This window comes from Brevibacterium sp. HMSC08F02 (assembly GCF_001807555.1).
Classification (GTDB): domain Bacteria; phylum Actinomycetota; class Actinomycetes; order Actinomycetales; family Brevibacteriaceae; genus Brevibacterium; species Brevibacterium ravenspurgense.
Window position 1 is genome coordinate 66406 of sequence record NZ_KV789350.1, and the last position, 720, is coordinate 67125.

General features: G+C 58.9%; 2 protein-coding genes. One reads left to right on the forward strand and one right to left on the reverse strand.

What is annotated here, in order from left to right; translation table 11 throughout:
• Window positions 1–292 precede the first annotated feature (292 nt).
• Window positions 293–415, reverse strand: coding sequence for a type B 50S ribosomal protein L36 (ykgO, locus tag HMPREF3172_RS03905; protein WP_019174766.1), 123 nt, complete (start codon window positions 413–415; stop codon window positions 293–295).
• A 79-nt stretch (window positions 416–494) separates the two neighbouring features.
• Here ykgO and HMPREF3172_RS10560 point away from each other — a divergent pair.
• On the forward strand, window positions 495–720 hold a 226-nt coding region (locus HMPREF3172_RS10560), incomplete at its 3' end, for a hypothetical protein (RefSeq protein WP_218078926.1).

Consider the following 720-nt stretch of genomic DNA (forward strand, 5'->3'; position numbering starts at 1 on the left):
TGTTGCTAAAGCGTGGGCGGGTGCAGAAATGGGGACGAGGTGACGGGTGGCTGGCTTACGTGGAGGGAAACTCCCGTTAGCCGGTTTCTGCGCTTTGGCTGCAACGAGACACCCGTTAGCCGGGATCTGCGCTTTAGCCGCCACTGCTAACGGGAGTTTTTGTTGCTAAAGCGTGGGCGGGTGCAGAAATGGGGCCGAGGTGCCAGTGCGGGGCCGGCTGCTTTGCTTGGTTGCGCTGTGCGCACCGGTCCGAGTTGCTCGCACCGGGCGAGGTTGCTTCCGGGCGATGCGGTTACTTTTGGCGGCCCTTCATCCTCGGGTTCTGCTTGTTGATGACGTAGATCTTGCCCTTGCGCTTGACCACCTGCGCGCCCGGCTGGTTCTTCAGAGAACGAAGCGATGCTCGCACCTTCATGGGATTCCTTTCGACGGTTGCAGCCTGGCTGTTCCGACTGCTCTTGTGACCCAACTGTCTGCATTGGCTGACTGCCTGCTTGAGCTGGCTGTCTGACGCAGTGCGCCCTTCTGACGAAATGCGCCTATCTGCTTTCTTCAAACTGTCTGCTTTGTCGGGTTGGTGTGATCAGGCCACGCTAAACGCCAGATTCCATGTCATGGAGTGTTCATATGCCTATCTGTTGATCTCGGTGGTGTGGCTGCGGCGGGTGGCTGGCTTACGTGGAGGGAAAACACCCGTTAGCCGGAATCTGCGCTTTAGCC